Origin of the sequence: Saccharopolyspora rhizosphaerae (assembly GCF_003931915.1) — a bacterium.
GTDB classification, from domain to species: Bacteria; Actinomycetota; Actinomycetes; order Mycobacteriales; family Pseudonocardiaceae; genus Saccharopolyspora; species Saccharopolyspora rhizosphaerae.
In genome coordinates this window covers 1-22,719 of sequence record NZ_RSAA01000016.1, presented here as the reverse complement: position 1 = coordinate 22,719, position 22,719 = coordinate 1, and the positions used below count along the sequence as shown (strand labels likewise).

25 protein-coding genes, 1 tRNA gene and 1 pseudogene are annotated in these 22,719 nt (G+C 71.1%); 12 read left to right on the top strand and 15 right to left on the bottom strand.

Features of this window, described 5'->3' with window-relative positions:
- Positions 1-66 precede the first annotated feature (66 nt).
- Together EIL87_RS17480 and EIL87_RS17475 are read right to left on the bottom strand one after the other, a co-directional pair.
- Positions 67-140, bottom strand: a tRNA-Pro gene (locus EIL87_RS17480).
- Positions 141-190: 50 nt separating this feature from the next.
- Complete coding sequence (locus EIL87_RS17475; protein ID WP_125091633.1) at positions 191-1,153, bottom strand: metallophosphoesterase; 963 nt, start codon at positions 1,151-1,153, stop codon at positions 191-193.
- 69 nt (positions 1,154-1,222) lie between these two features.
- On the opposite strand from EIL87_RS17475, the gene EIL87_RS17470 reads away from it, so the two are divergent.
- Positions 1,223-1,693 carry a GatB/YqeY domain-containing protein gene (locus tag EIL87_RS17470; RefSeq protein WP_125091632.1) on the top strand — a complete coding sequence of 157 codons (471 nt, stop codon included), beginning with the start codon at positions 1,223-1,225 and terminating at the stop codon, positions 1,691-1,693.
- Positions 1,694-2,049: 356 nt separating this feature from the next.
- Here the strand turns inward: EIL87_RS17470 and EIL87_RS17465 are convergent, their stop codons facing one another.
- On the bottom strand, positions 2,050-2,826 hold the full coding sequence (locus EIL87_RS17465; RefSeq protein ID WP_125091631.1) for a siderophore-interacting protein: 777 nt from the start codon (positions 2,824-2,826) through the stop codon (positions 2,050-2,052).
- A 34-nt stretch (positions 2,827-2,860) separates the two neighbouring features.
- Positions 2,861-5,152, bottom strand: coding sequence for a transglycosylase domain-containing protein (locus tag EIL87_RS17460; RefSeq protein WP_407690550.1), 2,292 nt, complete (start codon positions 5,150-5,152; stop codon positions 2,861-2,863).
- A gap of 425 nt (positions 5,153-5,577) precedes the next feature.
- Between EIL87_RS17460 and EIL87_RS17455 the strand changes: the two genes are divergently transcribed.
- The gene (locus EIL87_RS17455; protein ID WP_125091630.1) at positions 5,578-5,877 is read left to right on the top strand and encodes a WhiB family transcriptional regulator; all 300 of its coding nucleotides are present in this window, start codon (positions 5,578-5,580) and stop codon (positions 5,875-5,877) included.
- 67 nt (positions 5,878-5,944) lie between these two features.
- Here EIL87_RS17455 and EIL87_RS17450 read toward each other — a convergent pair whose 3' ends face one another.
- Together EIL87_RS17450 and EIL87_RS17445 are read right to left on the bottom strand one after the other, a co-directional pair.
- Complete coding sequence (locus tag EIL87_RS17450) at positions 5,945-7,084, bottom strand: ArsA family ATPase (protein ID WP_125091629.1); 1,140 nt, start codon at positions 7,082-7,084, stop codon at positions 5,945-5,947.
- Positions 7,081-8,082, bottom strand: a complete 1,002-nt coding sequence (locus tag EIL87_RS17445; RefSeq protein WP_125091628.1) for an ArsA-related P-loop ATPase — start codon at positions 8,080-8,082, stop codon at positions 7,081-7,083. The genes EIL87_RS17450 and EIL87_RS17445 overlap by 4 nt, the downstream gene beginning before the upstream one ends.
- A 152-nt stretch (positions 8,083-8,234) precedes the next feature.
- Between EIL87_RS17445 and EIL87_RS17440 the strand changes: the two genes are divergently transcribed.
- The 6 genes from EIL87_RS17440 (at position 8,235) to EIL87_RS17415 (ending at position 12,609) form a co-directional block, all read left to right on the top strand.
- On the top strand, positions 8,235-8,393 hold the full coding sequence (locus tag EIL87_RS17440) for a DUF4177 domain-containing protein (RefSeq protein WP_093422858.1): 159 nt from the start codon (positions 8,235-8,237) through the stop codon (positions 8,391-8,393).
- 1 nt (position 8,394) lies between these two features.
- The gene (locus EIL87_RS17435) at positions 8,395-8,853 is read left to right on the top strand and encodes a RidA family protein (protein WP_125091627.1); all 459 of its coding nucleotides are present in this window, start codon (positions 8,395-8,397) and stop codon (positions 8,851-8,853) included.
- 344 nt (positions 8,854-9,197) lie between these two features.
- Positions 9,198-9,812, top strand: a complete 615-nt coding sequence (locus EIL87_RS17430) for a hypothetical protein (protein ID WP_125091626.1) — start codon at positions 9,198-9,200, stop codon at positions 9,810-9,812.
- Between the two features lie 26 nt (positions 9,813-9,838).
- Positions 9,839-10,957 carry a hypothetical protein gene (locus tag EIL87_RS17425; RefSeq protein ID WP_233576334.1) on the top strand — a complete coding sequence of 373 codons (1,119 nt, stop codon included), beginning with the start codon at positions 9,839-9,841 and terminating at the stop codon, positions 10,955-10,957.
- A gap of 48 nt (positions 10,958-11,005) precedes the next feature.
- Entirely contained in the window at positions 11,006-11,818 is an 813-nt protein-coding gene (locus EIL87_RS17420; RefSeq protein WP_125091625.1) for an NUDIX hydrolase, read from the top strand.
- Positions 11,818-12,609 (top strand): MBL fold metallo-hydrolase, encoded by a 792-nt coding sequence (locus tag EIL87_RS17415; RefSeq protein WP_125091624.1) that lies wholly within the window; start codon positions 11,818-11,820, stop codon positions 12,607-12,609. Before EIL87_RS17420 ends, EIL87_RS17415 begins: the two co-directional genes overlap by 1 nt.
- Before the next feature lie 2 nt (positions 12,610-12,611).
- On the opposite strand, the gene EIL87_RS27495 is transcribed toward EIL87_RS17415, so the two are convergent.
- From EIL87_RS27495 to EIL87_RS17390, 6 genes and pseudogenes are all read right to left on the bottom strand, one after another.
- Positions 12,612-12,845 carry a hypothetical protein gene (locus EIL87_RS27495; RefSeq protein WP_233576333.1) on the bottom strand — a complete coding sequence of 78 codons (234 nt, stop codon included), beginning with the start codon at positions 12,843-12,845 and terminating at the stop codon, positions 12,612-12,614.
- Between the two features lie 221 nt (positions 12,846-13,066).
- A pseudogene (locus tag EIL87_RS27490) lies at positions 13,067-13,708 on the bottom strand (DNA polymerase III subunit beta family protein); the annotation flags it as partial.
- A gap of 40 nt (positions 13,709-13,748) precedes the next feature.
- Complete coding sequence (locus EIL87_RS17405; RefSeq protein WP_125091623.1) at positions 13,749-14,975, bottom strand: MFS transporter; 1,227 nt, start codon at positions 14,973-14,975, stop codon at positions 13,749-13,751.
- Between the two features lie 371 nt (positions 14,976-15,346).
- Complete coding sequence (locus EIL87_RS17400; protein WP_125091622.1) at positions 15,347-15,577, bottom strand: hypothetical protein; 231 nt, start codon at positions 15,575-15,577, stop codon at positions 15,347-15,349.
- A 200-nt stretch (positions 15,578-15,777) separates the two neighbouring features.
- The gene (locus tag EIL87_RS17395) at positions 15,778-16,452 is read right to left on the bottom strand and encodes a Crp/Fnr family transcriptional regulator (RefSeq protein ID WP_093422841.1); all 675 of its coding nucleotides are present in this window, start codon (positions 16,450-16,452) and stop codon (positions 15,778-15,780) included.
- Between the two features lie 93 nt (positions 16,453-16,545).
- Complete coding sequence (locus tag EIL87_RS17390; protein ID WP_029535541.1) at positions 16,546-16,800, bottom strand: hypothetical protein; 255 nt, start codon at positions 16,798-16,800, stop codon at positions 16,546-16,548.
- A gap of 234 nt (positions 16,801-17,034) precedes the next feature.
- Between EIL87_RS17390 and nth the strand changes: the two genes are divergently transcribed.
- The 4 genes from nth to EIL87_RS17370 all read left to right on the top strand — a co-directional run bounded on the left by nth (position 17,035) and on the right by EIL87_RS17370 (position 20,382).
- Positions 17,035-17,772: an endonuclease III gene (gene nth / locus EIL87_RS17385; RefSeq protein ID WP_199740486.1), complete on the top strand. Its 738-nt coding sequence runs from the start codon at positions 17,035-17,037 to the stop codon at positions 17,770-17,772.
- On the top strand, positions 17,769-18,398 hold the full coding sequence (locus tag EIL87_RS17380; protein ID WP_125091620.1) for a TlpA family protein disulfide reductase: 630 nt from the start codon (positions 17,769-17,771) through the stop codon (positions 18,396-18,398). Before nth ends, EIL87_RS17380 begins: the two co-directional genes overlap by 4 nt.
- Positions 18,399-18,442: 44 nt before the next feature.
- The gene (locus EIL87_RS17375) at positions 18,443-19,099 is read left to right on the top strand and encodes an NUDIX hydrolase (protein WP_125091751.1); all 657 of its coding nucleotides are present in this window, start codon (positions 18,443-18,445) and stop codon (positions 19,097-19,099) included.
- A 98-nt stretch (positions 19,100-19,197) separates the two neighbouring features.
- The gene (locus EIL87_RS17370) at positions 19,198-20,382 is read left to right on the top strand and encodes a MarP family serine protease (protein WP_125091619.1); all 1,185 of its coding nucleotides are present in this window, start codon (positions 19,198-19,200) and stop codon (positions 20,380-20,382) included.
- Positions 20,383-20,514: 132 nt separating this feature from the next.
- Here the strand turns inward: EIL87_RS17370 and EIL87_RS17365 are convergent, their stop codons facing one another.
- The 3 genes from EIL87_RS17365 to EIL87_RS17355 all read right to left on the bottom strand — a co-directional run.
- Positions 20,515-21,015, bottom strand: a complete 501-nt coding sequence (locus EIL87_RS17365) for a phage holin family protein (protein ID WP_125091618.1) — start codon at positions 21,013-21,015, stop codon at positions 20,515-20,517.
- A gap of 44 nt (positions 21,016-21,059) precedes the next feature.
- Positions 21,060-22,340: a Na+/H+ antiporter NhaA gene (gene nhaA, locus EIL87_RS17360; RefSeq protein ID WP_407690552.1), complete on the bottom strand. Its 1,281-nt coding sequence runs from the start codon at positions 22,338-22,340 to the stop codon at positions 21,060-21,062.
- A gap of 173 nt (positions 22,341-22,513) precedes the next feature.
- Positions 22,514-22,719 (bottom strand): AMP-binding enzyme (locus EIL87_RS17355; RefSeq protein ID WP_407690549.1); only part of this gene is annotated, 206 nt, incomplete at its 5' end.

The window sequence follows — 22,719 nt, the reverse complement described above, 5'->3', positions numbered from 1 at the left end:
CACCTGAGCATGGGAAAGGGCCTGGTCGGAACTCCTCGCGGAGTCCTGACCAGGCCCTTTGCCTTGTCGGGGTGGCGGGATTTGAACCCACGACCTCTTCGACCCGAACGAAGCGCGCTCCCAAGCTGCGCCACACCCCGATCTCCAGCTCTGAGGCATCTCGGGTGCTCGCCTCAGTGCTGGAGATAGCTTAGCGGATGCCTTCGCCCGCTCCCCAAGGGGCCCTGCTTTCTGCGTTCGTGCTGGTGACGAGGGCCCTGTCGGACTTCGGCAGCAGAGTCAGCAGCGTGGCCTCCGGCGGGCAGGCGAAACGGACCGGGGCGTAGGGCGAGGTGCCGAGGCCGGCCGAGACGTGCAGGTGCATCTGCTCACCCCACGTCGAGGCGCCGCGGGCGCGGGTGCGGTCCAGTTCGCAGTTGGTCGTCAGGGCGCCGTAGCCCGGGACGCGCAGCTGGCCTCCGTGCGTGTGCCCGGCCATGACCAGGTCGTAGCCGTCCTCGGCGAAGCAGTCCAGCACGCGCGGTTCCGGCGAGTGCGTGATGCCGAGCTTGAGGTGGGCGTCCGACGGCGGCTGACCGGCGATCTCCTCGTAGCGGTCCAGGTGCAGGTGCGGGTCGTCCAAGCCGGCGACGTGGATCTTCGTGCCGCTGATCTCGATGTCGTGCTTGCGGTGCGTGGCGTCGAGCCAACCGTGCTCGGTCATCGCCGCGCGCAGGTCCCGCCACGGCAGCGGTTCGCCGTGGATGCGCTTGGTCTTCGACGACGGCAGCAGGTAGCGGGCCGGGTTCTTCGGCTTCGGCCCGTAGTAGTCGTTGCTGCCGAAGATGAACACGCCGGGTTTGGGCAGCAGCGGGCCCATCGCGCGCAACGCCGCCGGGACCGCCTGCGGGTGCGCCAGGTTGTCGCCGGTGTTGACCACGAAGTCGGGGTCGAGGTCGGCGAGCTCGGAGACCCAGCGCTGCTTGGACCGCTGGTTCGGCGTCATGTGCAGGTCGGAGATGTGCAGCACCCGAAGCGGGGGTGTGCCCTCGGCCAGCACCGGGACCGTCGCTTGCCGCAGCGTCCAGTGCCGTCGTTCGATGGCCGCCGAGTACGTGAGCGTCGCGGCGCCGACCGCGCCCGCGCTGAGCAGAATCCGCCCGAACTTGTTCACCTTCACAAGCCTACGTCTCGCTCGGGGTCGGTGGGCGGGTGCCCGCGCGGCCCCCGCGATAATCACCACATGGCCGAGCTCAAGGAAAAGCTGCGGGCGGACCTCTCCGCCGCGATGAAGCAACGCGACACCGCCGTCACCGGAGTCCTGCGCATGGCGCTGGCGGCCGTCGGCAAGGAGGAGGTGTCCGGCAAGCAGCAGCGGGAGCTCTCCGACGAGGAGGTGCTCAAGGTGCTGGGCAAGGAGGCCAAGAAGCGCGACGAGGCCGCCGAGGCGTTCCGCGCCGCGGGCCGCGACGAGCAGGCCGACTCCGAGGCCGCCGAAGCGGAAGTCCTGCGCCGCTACCTGCCCCAGCAGCTCTCCGACGATGAGCTCTCCGCGCTGGTCGCCGAGGCCATCGCCGAGGTCGAGGCCGAGTTGGGGGAGCGCCCGGGCATGAAGCAGATGGGCCAGGTGATGAAGGTCGCCAACGCCAAGGCCGCAGGCCGCGCCGAGGGCGGCAAGGTCGCCGGCCTGGTCAAGTCCCAGCTCCAGGGCTGACCGCCACCGAACTCCGGCGTGTCAGGGTCCCGACACGCCGAGCGGCGGACACTTCGCGCGCAATGTCGTTCGTCCCCCTCACGAGCGCACGAAGGGCGTTTCGCGCGAGATGTCTTCACGCCCAGCAGGGCCCAGCGTCGGGAGGCGGCGGCCATCACGAGGCCTGCTCAGTTCCGCGGCGGCAGCCGCGGTCCCAGGTGGGGACTCAGCCGGCACCGCTGCAGGTTCTGAGCGGCTTCGTGGCGAGTACGCCGCGACGCCGTGTACTGGCTTGCACCAGGAGTGGCGCGCGGAGCCACGGAGCCGCTCAGGTTCTGCCACCCGCACCGCTGCGCAGAGCAACCGGAAGCAGAAGATCAACCTTCCCGGCGCCAGTAGGCGAGGGCGTAGAGGTGGCGCCGGTCCAGGCTCAGCTCGTGCTGGCAGTGCTCGCGCAGGTGGTGGACCGCGTCGGCCTCCGCGCCGATCCAGACGTAGGGGTCTGGGCTGAGGTCGGCCTCGCGCACGGCGTTGAGCAGGAGGTCGCTCTGGCCTGCCGGGACGCCGTCGCGGTGCAGCCAGTGCCAGGTGACCTCGGCCGCCGACTCGACGGTCTGCTGCTCGGCCTCGTCCGCGACCTCGGCGAACACGGTCACCCGGGCCTCGCGCGGCAGCTCCTCGAGGATCGCCGCGATCGCCGGCAGGGCGGTCTCGTCGCCGACCAGCACCAGCGGGTCGGCCGCGGCCGGTGGCTGGTAGGCGGGGCTCGGTCCGACCGTGACGACCTGGTCCCCGGGCTGGGCCTCCGAGGCCCACTTGCTGCCGGGCCCGTCGTGGTCGTGGATCACGAAGTCGATCGCCAGCTCGTGCCGCTCGGTGTCGAACCAGCGGACCGTGTAGGTCCGCTGGCGCGGCTGCTCGTCGCGGGGGAGGGCGAAGACCTCCTCGCGGGTGCGGCCCAGCGGCATCGGCTTGCCCGGTTGCGGCAGGCAGAGCTTGATCCGCTGGTCGCTGCCGTTGCTGACGAAGTCGGCGAACTCGTCACCGCCGAGCACGGTCCGCACCACGCGCGGAGTGATCCGCTCGGTCGACCGCACCTCCACCAGGCGGTAGCGGGACCGGGCGCGTCGGGTGCTCGCCTGCGCTCTCGTCACGCTGGCGAGTCTAGGAAGAACCAGACCCGCCCGGTCACCGGCCCGGCGTTTCTTCTGGTGGGGCCGGCTCCTCCTCAGGCGACTCCTCCGGTGGGGGCTCCTCCTCCGGTGGAGGCTCTTCCTCCGCCGGAGGCTCGGGCCGCTCTGGTGACGGCTCGGCGGCCGGCGGGGGGCCCTGCGGCCGCGGTCGCTGCGTGGACGGCGTCGGGACGTACCCCGTGCTCACCGACAGCGTCACCACCTCGCCGGGCAGGGCGAAGCCGCGCGGGGTCTGGCTGGTGACGGTCCCCCGCTTGCGCTGGCTGTTCACCGAGCGCTCGGTGACCTTGTAACCGGCCTGCTCCAGGGTCTCCTTGGCCTTCTGGCTGGTCTGCCCGACGACGTTGGGCACCTGGAACTCCTCGCCGCCGTTCTCGTACCGGTCGGTCGTCGGCGGGAGCGGTTCGACCGGCAGGCCCTCGTGGATGACCTTCATCGCGTCGAACCAGGTGCGCGCGGGCACTTTGCCGCCGTAGATGTTGCCGCCGTTGGCCCCGCACAACCGGGGCGGGTCGGTGTCGCAGATGCCCTGCGGCGAGGTGCCGTCGCTGAAGGTCAGCACGGAACCCGCGTACTGCGGGGTGGCGCCGAGGAAGCCTGCCGACTGGTGGGCTTCGGTGGTGCCGGTCTTGGCCGCCACCGGACGGGTCCAGCTCGCGCCGCTGGCTGCGGCCGCCGCGGTGCCGCCGCCGCTCACGTCCCTGCTCATGCCGACCGCCAGCGCGTTCGCCAGCTCCTCGTCCACGGCTTGCTCGCAGGGCTCCTCGGTGATCGTCACCGGGTTGCCGTTGCGGTCTTGGATCTGCTCGATCGGCGTCGGCGGGCACCAGGTGCCACCGCTCATGATCGTCGCGCCGACGTTGCTGAGCTCCAGCGGGCTGGTCGGCGCGAAGCCGAGCGTGAAGGCGCCGATGTTCTTCTGCTTGACGTCCTCGGCCTGCGACGGGCCACCGGAGCCGTTGGGCGTGACGGGGTTGCCGGCGGAGGTGTTGTGCAGCAGCGTCTGCCGCATCCCCAGCCGGACCGCCATGTCCACGGTGGTGTCCAGCCCGACGCGCTCCTGCAACGCCACGAAGGCGGTGTTGGGGGAGGTCGCCAAGGCCATCTGCAGGGTGCGCGGTCCCGACGCCACGCCTTCGGCGTTGCCGACCGTGTAGGGCCGGCTGCCGTTCTTGTAGACCTGCGAGGTGTAGGAGGGGGGCGAGTCGATCGTGTTCTGGATGCCCATGCCCTTCTCCAGGGCCGCCGCGGCGGTGAACACCTTGTAGATCGACCCGGCGCCGAACTTCGCCACCCCGCTGGGCAGCGCGTAGGCCGTCTGGCCCTTCGAGGCGTCGATGCCGAAGTCGCGGTTGGCCACCAGCGCGCGCACCCGGTGCTTGTCCTCGCCGGGTTCGACGACGCTCATCACGTTGGCGATGCCCTTGGTCGTCTTCGGCACGCCGTGCTCGGCGGCTTCCTTGGCGGCGTCGGTGGCCTTCTTGTCCATCGAGGTGCGGATCGTGTAGCCGCCGGTCTTGAGCTGCTCCTCGGTGAACCCGGCGCGTTCCAGGTAGTCGATGACGTAGCGGCAGAAGAAGCCGTCGGAGGGTCCGGCGCCGACGCAGCCGTTGGGGATGTTCTGCAGCGGCGAAACCAGGCCGAGATCGGAGTTGCGCGCCTCTTCGGCGGCCTCCGGGGTGATCCGGCGCTGGTCCTCCATGGCCTTGATGACCAGGTTGCGCCGCTCGAGCGCCTCGTCGGGGTTGCTCTCCGGGTTCAGCGCGCTCGGGCTGTTGACCATGCCCGCGAGCAGGGCCGCCTGCGCAATCGTCAGCTTGTCCGGCGTGGTGCCGAAGTAGGTGCGCGCGGCGGCCGCGATGCCGTGGGCCTGGTTGCCGTAGGGCACGACGTTGAGGTAGCGGGCGAGGATCTGCTCCTTGCTGAGCTGCTTCTCGATCTGCAGCGCGATGCGGATCTCCCGCAGCTTGCGGCCCGGGGTCTGCTCGATGGCCTTCGCCTGCTTGACCGGGTCGTCGGCGGCGACGACGTGCACGAGGTAGTTCTTCACGTACTGCTGGGTCAGCGTGGAACCGCCCTGGGCGATCTCACCGGACATCTGGTTGGTCGCGGCGGCGCGCATGGTGCCCGCCCAGTCCACGCCCTGGTGGTCGAAGAAGCGCCGGTCCTCGATGGCCACGATCGCGGCCTTCATGGTGTCGGCGATCTGGTCCGGAGCTGCTGGGGTCCGGTCCTGGTTGAACAGGTAGGCGATTGGCCTCCCGTCCTTGTCTGTGATCGTCGTCACAAGCGGCGGTTCCTTGGTCATCATGTCCGCCGAAATGCTGTTGACGGCGTCTCCAGCACGGTTGGAGACCACTCCGAGTGATCCCGCCGTCGGGAAGAGCAACCCCGCCACCAACACGCCAGCCAGCACACACAGACCGAAAAGCTTCAGCAAGCTGTCTCGGGCACGCACTCAGCCAGAGTAAATCGCACATGCGTCGTGACGGAGTGTCACGTCCTAAGTCCGCCCGATGTAGTGAGTCTCGAAGATAACGGGACGACAACCGTCGGTTGGTTGTGGAACCGCTGGGCTCTACAGTCCGTCTACGTCCAGCGACAGCACTGTTGCGGTTCGGGCTCCCGACATCCGAACCGTGGCATCCGGTGCCGGGGGGCTCCGGACGAAACACAGTCGCCGACGATCCAGTGAGGAGCTGGGGGAACTCTATGTTCGAGCAGGGGGACTGGCGGGTTAACGCCGCATGTCGAGACCAGAACCCGGATCAATTGTTCGTCCGCGGGGCTGAGCAGCGCAAAGCACGAATGGTTTGTTTTGGCTGCCCAGTGCGGACGGAGTGCCTCAGCGAGGCGCTCGACAACAAGATCGAATTCGGTGTGTGGGGTGGAATGACCGAGCGGGAACGGCGAGCACTGCTTCGTCGTCGTCCGGATGTTCGGAACTGGCGCGATTTGCTCGAGGCAGCGCGTCAGGATTACTCCGGGATCACCGAGTTCCAGGTGAGCTGATCCCCGAAGAAAAAGCAGGCCGGGCGTTGACCGTGAAAAACGGGAATGCCCGGCCTGCTCTTTTCCGTCATTCCCCGGCGAGCCGCATGCCGATCTCCCGCAGACCGGCCAGGTCGTGCACGTCCGAGGGAAGGGCAGGAACGCCGACGAGCGCGACTTCCGGGTGGGCCCTGGTGAACCGCGCGAGCACGCGCTTCTCCCGCTCGGCGATCTCCACCCGGTCCGCGTGCACGCGCAGCACCGCCGCGGCCAGCGGAGCGGAACCGCCTGACTCGATCTCCTCGGCCACGGCCGTGGCCCGCGTGCCCGGCAGATCGGCGACCACCGGGTGCGTCCGGTTGGCGATCAGGCCGACCAGCGGCATCGAATCCCCGGCCAGCCGCTCCACGAAGTAGGACGCCTCCCGCAGCGCGTCCGGCTCCGGGGTGGCCACCACCAGGAAGGCGGTGCCCGGCGAGCGCAGCAGCCGGTAGGTCTGCTCGGCGCGCTGCCGGAAGCCGCCGAAGGTCGAGTCGAAGGCCTGCACGAAGTTGGCCGCGTCGTTGAGCAGCTGTCCGCCGATGATCGTCGACACCGCCTTGGCGAACACGCCGAACGAGGCGCCGACGATCTTGCGCAGTCCGCGCCCGCCCGCACGCGCGGGGGAGGACAGCATCTTGATCAGCCGCCCGTCCAGCACGGTCGACAGCCGCTGCGGCGCGTCCAGGAAGTCGAGCGCGGAGCGGCTGGGCGGGGTGTCGACGACGATCAGGTCCCACTCGCCGGAAGCGGCGAGCTGACCGAGCTTCTCCATCGCCATGTACTCCTGCGTTCCGGAGAACGAGGTCGAGATGGTCTGGTAGAAGGGGTTGTTCAGGATCTGCTCGGCGCGCTCGGGGCCTGCGTGCATCTGCACCATGTCGTCGAAGGTGCGGCGCATGTCGAGCATCATCGCGTTCAGGTCGCCCGCGGGTTCGAAGCCCTCCAGCGACACCTGCTTGGGCGTGTTGCCGAGTTCCCGCAGGCCCAGGGCTTGGGCGAGGCGCCGGGCGGGATCGATGGTGAGCACGACGGTCTTGCGGCCGCGTTCGGCGGCCCGCAGCGCCAGCGCAGCGGCGGTCGTGGTCTTGCCGACGCCACCGGACCCGCAGCAGACGAGCACGTGGGTCTCGGGGTCGTCCAGCAGCGCGTCGACGTCGACCTGCGAGGGCCGCGGCTGTTCGCTCATCGGGGGCTCCGGATGCCGTGTTCGGTGAAGATCTCGGCCAGCTCGTAGAGCTCGGCGACGTCGATGCCGGCCGTGAGGTCGGGCAGCGGGACGATGGGCAGGTCGGTGCCGGCGAGCCGCTCGCGCGCGGACTCCTCGGCCCGGTGCCGGATGGCGTGCTCGATGGTCTCGTGCACGAGCCCGTCGAGGGTGGTCTCGTCGACCTTCAGCCCGGCGGATTCGAGCCCGGTGCGTACCCGGTCGGCGTCGACGCGCCCGTCCGCGGCGCCGGGCACCGTGCGCGCGGGCAGCCTGCTCGGCCGCACGCGGTTGAGCACCACGGCTCCGGGGCGCAGGTCGGCGGCGTCGAGCTCTTCGACGGCTTCGAGCGTTTCCCGGACCGGCAGGTCTTCGAGCAGCGTCACGAGGTGGACGACGGTGTCGGCGGAGTGCACCAGGCGCACGACTCCGTCGCTGTGCTCGCGGATCGGCCCGACCTTGGCGAGGTCGGCCATGGCCCGGGTGACGTCGAGGAACTTCACGACCCGCCCGGTCGGCGGCGCGTCGACGACGACGGCGTCGTAGACGTAGCGGCCGCGGTCGTCGGTCCGCCCGACGCACTCCTTGATCTTGCCGGTGAACAGCACGTCCCGGAGGCCTGGCGCGAGCGTGGTGGCGAACTCGATGGCGCCCATCTTGCGCAGGGTCCGGCCGGCGAAGCCGAGGTTGTAGAACATCGACAGGTACTCCAGCAGCGCCGGCTCGGCGTCGATGGCCAGCGCCCGCAGTTCGCCCCCGCCGGGCGCGGCGGCGATCCACTCCTCGGAGTAGGGCAGCGGTGCGCTGTCGAAGAGCTGGGCGATCCCCTGCCTGCCTTCGACCTCGATGAGCAGCACCTTCTTGCCCCCGGTCGCCAGGGCCAGCGCGAGCGCGGCGGCGACCGTCGTCTTCCCGGTGCCGCCCTTGCCGCTGACCACGTGCAACCGCGCCTGGTTGAGCTCCCCGTCCCATGAGGTCACGCGATCAGCCTAAGTCCCCGTTTCCGGAAATGTCTGCGCACGTGTGATCGCAGTCCTCCCGTCGGGCCACCGGGGGAACCTCGTCGCGGGGAGGGGGCGGACACCACCCGCCACCCGGGACGACCACCACCTCAGCAATTACGCTCACCCCCATGCAGAAGTGGGAGTACGCCACCGTGCCGTTGTTGAGCCACGCGACCAAGCAGATCCTCGACCAGTGGGGCGAGGACGGCTGGGAGCTCGTCACCGTGCTGCCCGGTCCGACCGGTGAGCAGATGGTGGCCTACATGAAGCGGCCGAAGGAGGCCTGACATGGGTCGGTGGACGGACCGCCTGGCGGAGCTGGGCATTCCGCTGCCCGAGGTGGTCAAGCCCGTCGCGTCCTACGTGCCCGCGGTGCGCACCGGCTCGCTGGTGTTCACGGCCGGCCAGGTCCCGATGGTGGCGGGTGAGCCCGCAGGCCTGGGCAAGGTCGGCGCCGAGGTGAGCGCCGAGGAAGCCCAGCAGTACGCCCGGATCTGCGCGCTCAACGCGCTGGCCGCGGTGGACTCGCTGGTGGGCCTGGACTCGATCGTCCGGGTGGTGAAGGTCGTCGGCTTCGTCGCTTCGGCCGAGGGCTTCACGGGTCAGCCCGGGGTCGTCAACGGAGCTTCAGAGCTCCTCGGCGAGGTCTTCGGCGAGGCCGGGCAGCACGCCCGCTCGGCGGTGGGTGTCGCGGAGCTCCCGCTCGGCGTGCCGGTCGAGGTGGAGCTGGTCGTCGAGGTCGAGTGAACCCGGCACTGCGGACCTGCAGCGCGGCGTCACCCCACGCGGGGTGACGCCGCGCTCTGTTCTGTGCGCGCAGCGTGGTCAGCGGTCAAGCATCCGTGATTTTTTCCGGCGGTGGGGCTCCGAAGGTCAACTACGACCAGTACGCTTCGATCATCCTTGGTCTTCGTTCGCCTGATCCGGCGTAACTCGGATGGGGGATGTTGATTCCAACGCGTTGCGCTTGGTCGTTCAGGGGCGTGAACGGCTCGATCAGCAGCACGAAAGTTCACCTGGAAGGGTGCAGCTGCGTCGGGGGAGCGGGCGAGCTGGAACCGGACCCGGAGTACTAGGCATGGAGGGGCGCCGTGGCAGTGCGTGAGAACGATCTGCTGTGCCACGAACTGTTGCTTCGGCTGGCCGGCAGGTTGCCCGACCGGCACCTGTGGCGGTACCGCGACTGGCTGGCCGGGGACGCGGCCGACGTGGTCGCCAGGCTGCTGCCGGGCACGCTGGTCCGCGAGCGCATCCCGCTCGACGACGACGAGCACCGGCTGCTCTCGGACGCGCTGCTGCCGCTGGGCGCCGACCCGGCCGTGGTCGGCGCGGTGCTGCCCGCCGTCGTGGACACCACACCGCACTACTCGTTCACCACCGAACCCCCGGCCGAGAACATCGGTGACTCGGCGGTGCTGGTGCTCGGCGCCACGCTGCGCGGGCGTCCCGGCGTGCGCGAGGTGCGCAACAGCTGGCGGCGCCGCGATTCCGGCGGCGCCAAGCTCGTCGTCCTGGTCTCCGCCTCGGACGACCACGTCGAGCTGACCGGGGAGATCCAACGGGTGCTGCGCGCGCTCGGCGACTCCGCGCCGTGCGTCGAGGTCGTGCCCAAGGACGTGGAACCCACCCCGTACCACCGGATGGCGATCGAGGAGTCGGCGCTGGTGTGCGCGGGAGCCGAAGAATTCGCCGGTCGCCGCGGTTGAGCGGTCGGTAGCTGAAGGAGGCATTCGTGGTGGACGTTGCAGAGGCCGCCGGACCGGTCGACCGGCTGCACAGCCTCTTGCTGGCCATGACCGGACGCGTCGATGACGACGGCATCGACGGCGCCCGCGAGCTGCTCGGGATGGGGCAGCCCGACGCCGGGGCCGAGTTCCTCGCCGGGTGCCTGCTGGCCGGGCGGATCGAGGTGACCGCAGCCGAGCAGTACCACCTGCGCCGGGTGCTCGAGGAGTCCCGCGGCAACCACCAGCTCGCCGACCGGCTCACCGTGGTGGAGTCCCTGCTGCCCGACGGCCACAGGTTCAGCGCCCCCGGCTCCGACGACACCGACCTGGAGATCTCGCTCAAGCAGGTCAGCAGTCGGCTCGCGGGCGTGCGCGGCCTGTGGATCACGCACCGCACCACTCCCGCGGGCAACAACTACGGCGCGGTGCCGCAGGGCGTGCTGCTGGCGGAGGTCGGCCCCGACGGGTCGGGCCCGGCCGTCGCCTTCCAGCTGATCTCGGCGCTGCGCCGAGCAGGCTTGCGCTACGCCGTCGACGTCTTCGCCACAGGCGCTGACCTGCCCGAATACCACCGCGATGCGCTGTCGACGGCCCGGCGGGTGCGGCTCGAGATGCCGTCCGCGGAGAGGACGGCTCCCCCTGCAGCGCCACGCGCGGAGAGGGCGGCTCCCCCTGTAGAGCCACCCGCCGAGAGGGCCGCTCCCCCTGTAGCGCCACGCGCGGAGCACGTCGTCGAGCACAGACAGCCGGAAGAACCCCCGGCGCCTCCGCCCGCGCCACCGGCGCCGGTGGACGAGTCCCGGCCGGAGGGGGTGTCGCACGCTGTGGCCGAGCCGCAGCACGAGTTTCCCGGTGAACCACCCGAGGATCCGGAACCCGAGACAGCGGCCGAGCAGACGGGTGTGATGATGCGCGTTCCCGCCGCGGTCGACGCCAAGCTGACCGACCGGGAGCGCAACCTGCTGCGCAAGCTGCACGAGGAGCTCGCCCACCGCGAGCAGGACGGGCCGGCCAAGCGCCAGCCGACCGAGGACGGCAGGAGCTCCACGATGCCCGGCGGTACCGGAGGGTTCCCGCCGATCGCCGCGAGCCAGCAGCAGGCCTACTCGCCGCAGCAGCGTTGATCCTGCGGACGGTGTTCCGGGGACGATCGCCGACATAGGGTGGCGGGCATGGATCGCTCGTTGCCAACGGGATTCGTGCCCGAGGACCGTCCGGACAAGCCGGTTCGCCCGAAGCACGCGGCCACCGTGGTGCTGCTGCGCGACGGCTCCTCGGGGCCGGAGGTGTTCCTGCAGCGCCGGGTGAAGGGCATGGCGTTCGCCGGTGGGATGACGGTGTTCCCCGGAGGGGGCGTCGACCAGCGCGACGCGGACGCCTCGGTCGCCTGGAGCGGGCCGGGCCCGGAGTGGTGGGCGCAGCGCTTCGGCTGCACCACCGAGGTGGCCCGCGCGCTGGTGTGCGCAGCGGTCCGCGAGACCTTCGAGGAGTCGGGCGTGCTGCTGGCCGGACCCGACTCCACCACGGTCGTCGAGGACACCACCGGCTACTCGGCAGCCCGCCAGGACCTGGTGAGCAGGGACGTCTCGCTCGCGGGCTTCCTCGCCCAGGAGGGGCTGGTGCTGCGCGCCGACCTGCTGCGCCCGTGGGCGAACTGGGTGACCCCGGAGCAGGAACCGCGCCGCTACGACACGAGGTTCTTCCTGGCGGCGATGCCCGCAGGCCAGCGCGCCGACGCCGTCACCACCGAAGCCGCCGAGGCCTACTGGGCCACACCGCAGCAGGCGCTGGCCGACTTCCGCGAGGGCCGGTGCCACCTGCTGCCGCCCACCGAGGTCACGCTCAGCGAGATGGCCGAGTTCGACGCCCTCCCCGCGGCCCTGGCGGCCGAGCGGACGCTCACCAAGATCATGCCGAAGCTGATCGAGCGGGACGGCCGCTGGCACGCCGTGCTGCCGGGCGAGCCCGGCTTCGAGGAGGCCTGATGCAGCACCCCGCCTACGGCGAGCTCCGCCCGGTCACCTCCTACGCCTCGGTGCTGCTGGCCGAGAACCCGAACCCGATGACGCTCGACGGCACCAACACGTGGGTGCTGCGCGATCCCGGCTCCCGCGGCTGCGTGGTGATCGACCCCGGCCCCGGCGATGCCGAGCACCTGCGCAGGGTCGCCGGCCACGGGCCGGTCTCGCTGGTGCTCCTCACCCACCACCACGAGGACCACACCGGCGGCGTCGCCGAGTTCGTGCAGCGCACCGGGTCCCCGGTCCGCGCGCTGGACCCGGCGCTGTGCCGCGATGCCGAGCCGATCGTCGACGGCGAGCGGATCACCGCGGCGGGCCTGGAGCTGCAGGTCATGACCACCGCGGGCCACACGGCCGACTCCGTGTGCTTCGTCGTCGAGCACGACGAACCGGCGGTGTTCACCGGCGACAGCATCCTCGGCCGAGGCACCACGGTCGTCGCGCACCCGGACGGCCACCTCGGCTCCTACCTCGAGTCGCTGCGCAAGATCGCGTCCCTTCCCCCGGGCGTGCGCGCCTTGCCGGGTCACGGGCCGGAGCTCCCCGACGCCCGCGCCGTCGCCGAGCACTACCTGGACCACCGCGAGCAGCGCCTCGCCCAGGTCCGCCAAGCCGTTGGAGACCTGGGGCGCGGAGTCACCCCGCGCCAGGTCGTCGAGCTCGTCTACGCCGACGTCGACCGCTCGGTCTGGCCGGCAGCCGAGCTCACGGTCCGGGCCCAGCTCACCTACCTCGAGGAGCAGGGCGAGGTCTGACCTCAGCCCTGGCCTCGCGGGTCGTGGGCGAGGCGCTTGGGCATCAGCACCTGGTGCAGGGTCGGGGAGCGCGGTGTCGTGATGACCGTCGAGCGGCGGACGCCGGAGCGGAGGCGGAGGCGCACCTCCTCGGTGCCGAAGGGCTTGAGCGCGTCGGCGAGGTAGCGCGGCTGGTAGGCGGTGGTGATCCGGTCTCCGCTGGTATCGGCCTTGAGCGTCTCCTCGGCGTCGCCCACGCCCGGGTCGGTCGAGGGACCCGGACTTCGCCGCCGCCGACCTCGAGGCGGACCGCGTTCTGCCCGGCGAACGGACTGGTGTGGCGGACGGCGTCGGCCAGCTCGTCCGCGCGGAGCCGTGCTTCGCCGTCGAAGTCCTCGGCGAGGTGGCGGGCCTCGCTGGGGAACGGCACGTCCAGCACAGCACTGCTGACCTCGGACGATTCCCAGCTCGCACCGAACCGATCGCCGTCGGCGTGCAGCGCGACCCCCGGCCCGCGGGCCTGCCGCGCGATCTCGGCCCACAGCGCGGCCGGCACGAGGGCGGTCCACTCGTCGACCTCGCCCCGCCAGGGCAGGCGGGCCACGGCCATGCGGAACCGGTCGGTGCCCACCAGCACCAGCTCGCCGGCGTCCGCGCGCAGGTGCACGCCGGTGAACACCACGAGGGCGTCGTCGCGCGAGGCCGCCGCGGCGGTGGCCGCCGCGACCGGCAGCAGCGACGTGTCCAGGACGCCGACCCGCCCTGGCACCGGCCGGACGCCCGGGTGGGCGTGCCGGTCGAGCAGCGGGAGGGCGAAGCGCGTCCGGTCCGTGCGGACGGCGAGCTTCTGACCCTCCACGACGAGCCTCGCCTCCGGGCCGCCGAGGTGGCGCAGCGCCTCGGCCAGCGGCCGAGCGGGCACCAGCACCGCTCCGCCGGTGTGCGTGCGCGCCGGGCAGGACAGCCGGACGGCGCGCTCCCGATCGATCCCGGCGAGCTCGACCCGGTCCGGCTCGGCGGTCAGCACCACTCCGCTGAGCAGCGGGTCCAGTTTCCGCCCTGGCAGCAGCGTGACCAGGTCAGCGGCAGCCGTCGCGAGCTGCTGGACCGGAGCCGTCACGTCGAGTTCCACGCGGGGAACCTAGCGACGGCCCCCGACATCACGTCCCGGCCAGCGACAGGTCGGTCCGCTGCGGCAGGAGGGTGTTCCGGCGGAGGTGGAGGACACCGGCCAGGGCGGCCCCTGCGGCGCCTGCGGCGAGGAAGGCGGTGGGCGGGCCGCCCAGCTCGACGAGCTGGCCACTGACCGACTGGCCGATCGCCGCGCCCGTGGTCACCGCGGTGACCACCCAGCCGAAGGCCTCGGCGGCCGTGCCGGGCGGGGCGGCGAACTCGACCGCGACCGAGTGGGTCGTGGATTGCGGGGTGATCAGGCACCCGGCGAGCAGCAGCATCAGGGCCAACCCGAGCAGCGTCGAGGGCAGCGCGAGCAGGGCGACCAGGCCGGCGAACCCGAGCAGCAGGGCGGGCAGCCGGAGGTGCATCGGACGGGGCCACGGGTGCACGCCGTAGACGATGCCGACCGCGACCGAGCTGACCGACGCAAGGCTCATCAGCAGGCCGCCCATCGTGGGCTGGCCGGCCTCCACCGCGGCGGCCGGGACCGCGACCTCGATGAAGCCGATCACCACGCCGAAGCCCATCGACGCGAGCGCCACCGTGCGCATCCCCGGCGCGGCGATGGCACCCAGCAGGGCGCCCTGCCCCTGCGGCTCGGGCCGCTGGGTGCGGGCCGCGCGGGTGGCGGCGAAGCCGACGCTGCCCAGCACCATGCACACCGAGCCCACCACGACGCCGGTACCCGCCCACGGCATCGCCACCAGCAGGCCCGCCAGGCCGGGGCCGAGGATGAAGAAGACCTCCAGGCTGATCGCCTCGTAGGAGAACGCCGCTTCGCGCACCCGCCCCGGCGGCAGCAGGTGCCCCCACAGCGCACGCGAGGCCGAACCGATGTTCGGCTGCAGCAGGCCCATCGCGAACGCACCCGCCACCACCAGCGGCGTAGCCGCGCCGGTCTCGATCGCCACCAGCGTCGCCGCGACCGCGAGGCCGAAGAGCGCGGACATCACGTGCAGCGGAGCGGACGGCCCCCGGCGGTCGATGATCCTGCCCTGCGCGACCGATCCCATCGCCACCCCGATCAGCTCGGCGGCGGACACGGCACCGGCGATCGCGAACGACGAGGTCTCCCGCTGCACGTACAGCAGCAGCGCCATGCCGATCATCGCGATGGGCAGCCGGCCGAGCAGCGAGGTGACGACCGGGGCGAGTGCGCCGGAGGTGGTCAGAGCGGTGCGGTAGTCGTTCAGCGACGTGGATGGGGACACGCGGACCAGTATGCCGATTGTGGTACGCCGGTACCAACCTTTTTCGCCTGCTAGGAAGGTGATGAGTGAGGTTGCTTACTCAGAACGGGTGATGTGTGCAACCGTGCCCCCGGGAGACACGTCTTGGTTGGTGAAAGGGGGTTGCTGGAGGGCACGGCCTTCCAGCATCTTCGGAGTAGGACAAGTTCAATTCCGCACAGCCGCCTCCGGTGCCAAGGAATTCGGGGCCGAAGCACCGGGGGATCGGGGGAGCGTGGTTAGTCGTCGGGGGACGAACCACGCACATGTGAAGGGACTGGAGCGCCACGTCGGGGGTGGCGCCCGGTCCCTTCACATCTGTCAGGCGCGGGTGACCGGTGGGCAGGCGCGGCTCAGCAGCCTCCGCCGTCACCGCCGCCCCCGCCGTCACCGCCGCCCCCGCCGTCACCGGAGCCGCCACTGCGGTCGTGGCCCTGGGACGTGCCGACGAAGGCGCCGCGCGAGCTCTTCCGCCGCCGCCGGTCGTCGATGCGGTTCGAACTGCCCATCGCCGCGCGCACGCCGATCACGAAGAACAGGGCCAGGGCGATCGCCACCACGGCGACCACGAAGTGCGAAGCCATCCGAGAACCCCTTTCGTCTGCGTCCTGACGTGTGACGCAGACGACTCGGTCTCGGTTGCGGGGTTCGACCGGGGAGCTGTTCCCGGCTTCCGCAGAACTGGCGTGAACGCGAAGAGACGCGCGCCGGCTGAAGAACCCGGGAGTCGAGCCCGGACTCTTCGGCCGGCGCGCGTCAGCTCCGCTGCGCGTGCGCCGCCGCTTCAGCGAGCGCGGCGGGCCAAGCGCTCCGGATCCAGGATCAGGACGCTCTTGCCTTCGAGACGCAGCCAGCCGCGGTGCGCGAAGTCCGCGAGCGCCTTGTTCACGGTCTCCCGCGAGGCGCCGACGTACTGCGCGATCTCCTCCTGCGTCAGGTCGTGGGTGACCCGGAGCAGACCCGCTTCCTGGCTGCCGAAGCGCTGCGCCAGCTGCAGCAGCGCCTTGGCGACGCGTCCCGGAACGTCGGTGAAGATCAGGTCCGCGAGCATGCCGTTGGTGCGGCGCAGGCGGCGGGCCACCACGCGCAGCAGCTGCTCGGCGATCTCCGGACGCGTGGCGATCCACTGCCGCAGAGCGCCGCGGTCCATGCTCAACGCGCGCACCTCGGTGACCGTGGTCGCGGTCGAAGTCCGCGGCCCGGGGTCGAAGATGGACAGCTCGCCGAACATGTCCGACGGGCCCATGATCGCCAGCAGGTTCTCCCTGCCGTCCGGGGATTTGCGTCCGAGCTTCACCTTGCCGGACTGAATGATGTAGAGCCGGTCGCCCGGCTCGCCCTCGGCGAAGATCACGTGTCCGCGCGGGAACTCGATCGGTTCCAGCGACTGTGCCAGTGCCTCCGCCGCGGCCGGCTCAACGCCTTGGAAGATGCCGGCCCGGGCCAGGGTCTCGTCCACCTCGTCCCTCCATGTTGAGACGCGGCGGCTGTCTGTGGTGCCGGACCCGCGTCAGCGCGTCTGGCGGTGTGCCGCCGATCACTACCAGCGATTCTAAGACTGGTCGCGCGAACGGCGAGTACGTAGCCTACCGGCGCGTCCCACCCTGCGTAGCTGGAACAACTCCAGCGCACGTCCAATGCCTTGCCGGAATAGCGCCCGGACCTCGTCGGGTCGGGCGTTCTCCAGCAACTCCTCCACCTCGTTCTCCTGCACCGCCACGTGCCGCAGGCGGGCTTCCACACGCTCCATGAAGAGCGTGAAGAACATGATCACGAGCGGTACTACGATGACGAACCAGGCAGCCATCATGGTGTGAATCCTCGCTCATACCTTCGACGCCGGTTCAACCGGGGGTCGATTCGCGGGGTCGGTGACGGTGCCACCACCGTCCGTGTCAGAGCTCCTCCGTAGTCTGGTGGGGTGCCGGAGCCTGCTCGAAACACCCGTGCCAAGTCCGCTGGAACCCCTCCCGACCAGCGTGCCGCTCGATCTCGGAAGGGCGAGGAGACCCGCTTGGGGCTCGTCCGGCGAGCGAGGCGGATGCTGCGCGCCTTGGCCGAAGCCTATCCGGACGCGCACTGCGAGCTGGACTTCAACACGCCGCTGGAGCTCGCCGTGGCGACCATCCTGTCCGCCCAGTGCACGGACAAGCGGGTCAACGAGGTCACTCCCGCGCTGTTCCGCCGCTACCCGACGGCCGCCGACTACGCCGGGGCCGACCGGACCGAGCTGGAGGAGGTGATCCGCTCCACCGGCTTCTACCGGAACAAGACGTCCTCGCTGATGGGGCTGGGTGCCGCGCTGGTCGAGAACCACGGGGGCGAGGTGCCGGCCAACCTCGAGGACCTCGTGAAGCTCCCGGGCATCGGGCGCAAGACCGCCAACGTGATCCTCGGCAACGCCTTCGGCGTCCCGGGGATCACCGTGGACACCCACTTCGGACGGTTGGTGCGCAGGTGGGGCTGGACCGATCTGGAGGACGCGGTCAAGGTCGAGCACGCCGTCGGCGAGCTGATCCCCCGCAAGGAGTGGACGATGCTCTCCCACCGGGTGATCTTCCACGGCCGCCGGGTCTGCCACTCCCGCAAGCCGGCCTGCGGCGCCTGCCTGCTGGCCAAGGACTGCCCCTCCTACGGCATCGGTCCGACCGACCACCTGGAGGCGGCGAAGCTGGTCCGCGGCCCGGAGACACCCCGGCTGCTGGAGCTCGCCGGCATCGTCGAGGAGGTCCCGGAGAAGACGGTGGCGACGCAGGCGGCCAAGGAGCCCGTGGCGTGAACCTGCGTGCCTTCCGGTCCGAGATCCAGTGGACCGTCGTGGTCGTGGTCCTCGCCGTGCTCGCGGCGATCGCGCTGTGGCCGCGCGACCAGGAGCAGCTGCAGCCCGTCCCGTCCGCCGCGCCGCCTCCCACCGAGGAGGTCGACCCGCAGCTGCGTGCCGCCGCCGCGCTGCAGGCCTGCGCGTCCGGCCCCGGCGGGCCTGCTGAGCTGTCCGGCACGACGGTGCGCTGCCTGGCCGACGGCCGGCCCACCGACCTGGCGGGAGCCGCCTCCGGCGGACCGGTCCTGGTGAACCTCTGGGCCACCTGGTGCGTGCCGTGCCGCACCGAGCTGCCCGCGTTGCAGGCCTACAGCGCCGAGCCCGGAGCCGCCCGCGTGCTGGGCGTGCAGGTCGACAGCGGCCCGGCGGAAGGTCTTGACCTGTTGCGCGCGCTCGGCGTTCACTTCCCCAACGTGCACGACGGCGACAACCGTGCTCGCGCCGCGCTGCGCGCGCCCGCGGTGTTGCCGGTCAGCTACGTGGTGACCGCGGCCGGCGAGGTGCGGCGCATCGATCCACCGGTCGCGTTCGAGTCTCCGAGCGAGGTTCGAGCCGCCGTCGAACGGACCTTGGGGGACCAGTGAGCGACAACGGACCGCTGGTCGATCCCGACGAGCTGCCGGACTGGATGCGGACGCTGGTCAAGCGCACGGCCGACCTGGACCCGGGCCACTTCGGCTGGCCGAAGGGCTCGCCACCCCGCTCCGCGCGTCCTGCCGCCGTGCTGATCCTGCTCGGCGAGGACGAGCACGGCCCGGACGTGCTGCTGCTGCGCCGCGCCGAGGGCCTGGACAAGCACCCCGGGCAGGTCGCCTTCCCGGGCGGCTCGCTCGACGACGAGGACCGCGGCCCGGTGGACGCCGCGCTGCGTGAGGCGGTCGAGGAGGTGGGGGTGCAACCCGAGGGCATCCGCCCGGTCGCGACCCTGCCCGAGCTGCACGTCCCGCACAGCGGGTTCCGGGTGACCCCGGTGCTCGCGCACTGGCGTGAGCCCTCGCCGGTCGCGCCGGTGGACCCGGGCGAGACGGCGGCCGTGGCCCGCGTGCCGATCTCCTGGCTGAGCGATCCCGAGAACCGGATGAGGGTGCGCCTGACCAGCGGTTTTGCCGGGCCGGCCTTCCTGGTTCCGGGGATGCTCGTGTGGGGTTTCACCGGCGGTCTGCTGGCCGGCCTCCTGGAGCTGGCGGGCTGGGCGCGCCACTGGGACCGCTCCGACGTGCGAGGGCTCGACGAGGCGTGGCGGGCGGCCGAGGAAGCCGACGACGTCGGCTTCGGGCGGTCCTGAAAGGTGGCGAACACCTCGTCGGTAGCCCGGCTTGGCCGTTCTGTTAACTGACCGTGAGACGGTGGTGCGACTGATCGTCCGTCGCGAGGGGTGAGTGGGTGAACTGGGTCGACCTGCTGGTGGTGCTGCTGGCACTGCTCGCCGCCGTCTCCGGGGCTCGGAGCGGTCTGGTCACCGCGCTGCTGTCCTTCGTGGGCGTGTTCGTCGGTGCCGTGGTGGGCCTGAAGCTCGCCCCCGTCGTGCTGGCCGACGTGCAGAGCCCGGTCGCCCGGTTGGCCTTCGGCGTCGGCATCGTCGTCCTGCTCGTCGCCTTCGGTGAAACCTTCGGGATGTGGGCGGGCCGCGAACTGCGGGACCGCATCACCTCACCGCGCATCGCCGGGGTCGACAACGCGCTGGGTTCGGTGCTGCAGTTCCTCGCGGTGCTGGTGGTGGCCTGGCTCGTCGCCCTGCCGTTCACCTCGGCCTCCGCGCTGCCCGGCCTGGCGGCGGCGGTGAGCCGCTCGCAGGTCCTCGGCGCGGTCAACTCGGTGATGCCCGCGCAGGCCAGGGCACTGCCCAACGACTTGCGCGAGATGCTCGGGATGTCGGGTTTCCCGGAAGCCCTGGAGCCGTTCTCCGAGACCCCGGTCGCCGAGATCGCGCCGCCCGACCCGGCGCTGGCCGGCAGCGAGGTGGTGCGCAAGGCGCAGACCAGCGTGGTCAAGATCCGCGGCCGCGCGACCTCGTGCGCCCGGGCGCTGGAGGGCACCGGGTTCGTCATCGCCCCGCAGCGGGTCATGACCAACGCGCACGTGGTGGCGGGGACCGACCGGGTGGCCATCGAGATCGGTCGCGGTGAGTTCGACGCCGAGGTCGTGATGTACAAGCCGGACGTCGACCTGGCGATCCTGGAGGTGCCGGACCTCGACGCCGAGGCGATGTCGTTCGCCGCGGACGCGGCGGAACCGGGCGACGGCACGATCGCACTCGGCTTCCCGCTCGACGGCCCCTACACGGCAGCGCCCGGCCGGATCCGCGAACGCATCCGGCTGCGCGGTCCCGACATCTACGACAGCTCCACCGTGGTCCGCGACGTCTACACCGTTCGCGGCCGGGTGCAGAGCGGCAACTCCGGCGGCCCGCTGGTCGACCCGAACGGCCAGGTCGTGGGCGTGGTCTTCGGCGCTGCGGTGGACGACCCGGAGACCGGCTTCGCGCTCACCGCGGACGAGGTCGCCGACGAGGTGCAGGCGGCACCGGGTCTCACCACCCGCGTCCCCACCGGCAGCTGCACGGGCTGACCGAGGCGAGCGCTCCACCGAGGACGGCCCGCGGTCCTCTCAGGCAGGTCCTCGCGGCACGCCCCCGAACGCGCGAAGACCGCGGCGGACCTGGTGTCCGCCGCGGTCTTCACGCGTGAGCGCCCGTTCCGGTCAGCCGGTGGTGGCTTCCTCCGTGTGACGACGCTTGGTGATGTTCTTGGTCTCCTTGAGGGTCTCCACGGTCCGCTTCGGAGCGTGGAGCTTGCGGACCTTCAGGAAGCCCAGCAAGGCGAAGAGGCCGGCGACGAGCAGCATCGCCAGGAAGACGATGCCGAAGGCGGCCCAGCGCCACAGGCCGACCGCGTCCAGTGCCTCGGCCGCGGTGAAGAAGAGGAAGAACAGGCTGAAGACCAGCACGCAGAGCGCGAGGATGAAGTAGACGCTGCCGCGGACCGCCTTCTTGACCTCGCCGGCGATCTCGGACTTGGCGAGCTCCACTTCGGAGCGGACCAGAGTGGACAGGTGCGTCGTGGCGTCTTTGACCAACGCGCCGATGGACTGCCCGTCAGGAGAAGTGCCCTCCTCGGACAACGGGATGGAGTTCACCGCACTCCACTCCGCACCGTCACGGCTGGCGTTGGTGCTCTTCTGGGCGCTGTTCACGGCCACCATCGTGCCACGGGAGATCAGACTCCCGCCCATCGACTCGCGATGCGTTACCCGTGAGTGACATTCCCAGGCGTCTCACCAGCGGGTCCACCGTTGCCGTTGCCGTTGCCGTTGCCGTTGCCGTTCACCGCGCGCCCGCGCCGCAGCAGCGCTGCGGCGGCCAGCAGCGAGGCAGCCGCGGAGGCGAGCAGCACGGCTGCCTTGGCGCGCTCCGCCGCGGCGCCTTCCAGGGCGAGCTCGGTGATGAGCAGGCTGACGGTGAAGCCGACGCCACCGAGCATCGCCAGCGCGCCCATGTCCAGCCAGGACACCGAGGTCGGCTTGTTGCCGATGCGCAGCTTCACCGCGATGAACGAGGTCGCGAAGATGCCGACGAACTTGCCGACCACCAGGCCGACCATCACGCCGATGGCCACCCGGTCGGAGAACACGGAGCTCAGCGCCTCGCCGTCGATCGGGACACCGGCTGCGAAGAACGCGAACACCGGCACCACCAGGCCCGCCGACCAGGGCTGCAGCCGGTGCTCGAGCCGCATCGCCGGGGAGGCCTCCTCGTCGGGGTCGGTGCGCACGCGGGTGAGCAGGCCCAGCGCGACGCCGGCGATGGTGGCGTGGATGCCGCAGCTGTGCACCGCGATCCAGGTCGCGACCGCCAGCGGGATGTAGATCCACGGCGAGCGGATGCGCTTGTGCTGCAGGAACCAGTACAGCGCGCACAACGCGACGGCGGCCAGCAGCCACACCAGGTCGAGGCCCGAGGTGAACACGACGGCGATCACGATGATGCCGCCGAGGTCGTCGACCACGGCGAGGCTGAGCAGGAAGACCCGTGCCGCGGTCGGCATCCAGGAACCGGTCAGCGCGAGCACGCCGAGCGCGAAGGCGATGTCGGTGGCCACCGGGATCGCCCACGCGGTCTCGTGGCCGGGTGCGCCGACGCTGAGCCCGAATGCCAGCGCGGCGGGCACGACCATGCCGCCGACGGCGGCGATGACCGGCAACAGCGCGCTGCGGATGTTGGACAGCTCGCCGATCACCAGCTCGCGCTTGAGCTCCAGCCCGGCGACGAAGAAGAAGATCGCGAGCAGGCCGTCCTTGGCCCACTCCCCGATGCTGAGGTCGAGGTGCAGCTGGTGCGGTCCGACCTGGAAGTCGCGGACAGCGGTGTAGAAGTCGCTCGCGGGGGAGTTGGCCAGCAACAGCGCGATGGCCGCGGCGGCCAGCAGCACCATGCCGCCGACGGTCTCGGTGCGCAGGTAGGCGCCGAAGTCGAAGGTGCGGGCGCGGTTGCGGTCGGTCAAGACGGCTCCGTTCGTGGGCAGCACGATTCCACCGCCGACCAGACTTCCCGGCACACCTGGCGGGAACCCTAACACCCGTTCGGACGATCACTTGCCCGCGCAACCTCTCGCGGACGCCGTTCGTGCAGCGCAGCGAGGTCTGGAAAAAAATCGGAGGGCGCCCCGCACCGGGGCGCCCTCCTGACAGATCGGCTGAACGGTCAGTCGTCGTCGGACGACTTCAGGCCCTTGGAGATGAGGTCCATGACCGAGGAGTCGGCGAGGGTGCTGACGTCGCCGACTTCGCGGTTTTCGGCGACGTCGCGCAGGAGCCGTCGCATGATCTTGCCGGAGCGGGTCTTGGGCAGTTCGGGCACGACCATGATCTGGCGGGGTTTGGCGATGGGGCCGATTTCCTTGGCGACGT